Annotated in this window: 1 protein-coding gene; it reads left to right on the forward strand. The window is 70.5% G+C overall.

Features of this window, described 5'->3' with window-relative positions; genetic code table 11:
* The coding region (locus tag ABT263_RS38720) for a condensation domain-containing protein (RefSeq protein ID WP_352298634.1) at positions 1–1,981 on the forward strand (1,981 nt) is incomplete at both ends.

The following is a 1,981-nucleotide window of genomic DNA, read 5'->3' on the forward strand; positions in this document are numbered from 1 at the left end:
CCCGCCGGCACCCGCCTCTACCGCACCGGCGACCTCGCCCGCTTCCTCCCCGACGGCACCCTCGAAACCCTCGGCCGCATCGACAACCAGGTCAAGATCCGCGGCTACCGCATCGAACTCGGCGAAATCGAAGCCCGCCTGCGCGAACACCCCCACATCACCGACACCGTCGTCACCGTCCGCGAGAACACCAACGGCGAGAAGACCCTCATCGCCTACCTCGTCACCGACACCGTGCTCGGCACCACCATCGACACCGCGGTACTGCGCGCCGAACTCGCCGACAAGCTCCCCGAGTACATGGTCCCGACCGCCTACCTGACGATCGACGCCATCCCCCTCACCTCCAACGGCAAGATCGACACCCGCGCCCTCCCCGCCCCCGACCTGGACGCGTTCGCCACCAGCGGCTACACCGCCCCGCGTACTCCGGTCGAGGAGCGCCTGGCGGCCGTCTGGGCCGAGGTCCTCGGTCTGCCGCAGGTCGGTGTCGAGGACAGCTTCTTCGACCTCGGCGGCGACTCCATCCGCGCCGTCCGCCTCGTCGGCGCCCTGCGCGCCGCCGGCTACGACGTCACCATCCGCGACGTCTTCCAACAGCGCACCATCACCGCCATGGCCGCCGCCCTCCCCGGCAACGGCACCGGCGAATCCCTCATCACCGCCGTCCAGCCCTTCGCCCTCATCGGCGAGGACGACCGCGCAGCCCTCCCGGCCGACATCGTCGACGCCTACCCGCTCTCCCAGATCCAGACCGGCATGCTCGTCGAGCTGATGTCCACGGAGAACGAGCACGTCTACCGGAACATCAACTCCTCGCGCATCCCGGACCCCCACCCCTTCGATGCCGAGGCCTTCCGCCGCGCCGCCGACCTCGTGGTCGCCCGGCACGACATCCTGCGCACCTCCATGCACCTGGACGGCTACAGCCAGCCCCTTCAGCTCGTCCACGCCGACGTCGAGATCCCGGTCGCCATCCACGACCTGCGCGGTCTGAGCCAGGCCGCGATCGCCGAGCAGGCCCGGGCCTACGTCGAGCAGGAGAACGGCACGGGCTTCGAACTGACCACGGCCCCGCTGATGCGGTTCGCGGCGCACGTCGAGTCCGACCAAGCCTGGCGCCTGACGGTCAGCCACCTGCACGTGATCACCGACGGCTGGACGATCAACTCGCTGCTGATGGAGTTCCTCAGCACCTACCAGGCGCTGCGGGACGGCCTTGAGCCGGCGGCCCACGAGATGCCGTCGGTCCGCTACGCCGACTACATCGCCGCCGAACAGGACGCGCTCTCCGACCCGCAGACCCAGGAGTTCTGGCAGCAGGTCGTCGACACCCACAGCCCGCTGGCCCTGCCCGCCACCTGGGGCGGCGACCCGGGCGAGTCCGTCACGGCCCGGGTGCCGTTCGCGGACCTGGAGGACGGCCTGCGCAAGCTCGCGACCGAGGCGAAGACCTCGCTCAAGAGCGTCATGCTGGCCGCGCACCTCAAGGTGCTCGGCAGCCTCACCGCCGAGGACGCCTTCCACACCGGCGTCGTCTACCACGGCCGCCTGGAGGCACCGGGCGCCGACCGGGTCTTCGGCATGCACCTCAACACCCTTCCGTTCCCGACCACTCGGGGCGCGAAGACCTGGCGCGAACTGGTCGAGCGGACCCATGCGACGGAGACCGCCATCTGGTCCCACCGCCGCTACCCGCTGCCCGCCGTCCAGCGCGCCGCCGGGAACAGCGACCTGATCAACGTCATGTTCGAGTTCCAGGACTTCCACCAGGTCGACACCGACGCGGTGGATGTCGAGGCCTCGCTCAACCAGGGCACCACGGAGTTCGCCCTCAACGCGATCGCCAGCGGTGGCGCCGTTCAGCTGGGCGGCTCCTCGGAGTCCTTCACCGCGGCGAACCTGGAGCGGCTGGGCGCCATGTACCGGTCGGTCCTGGAGGCGATGGCCGCCGACGCCGACGGCGACGCCCGCGCCGCCC

Source organism: Kitasatospora sp. NPDC001603, assembly GCF_040298365.1.
GTDB lineage: Bacteria > Actinomycetota > Actinomycetes > Streptomycetales > Streptomycetaceae > Kitasatospora.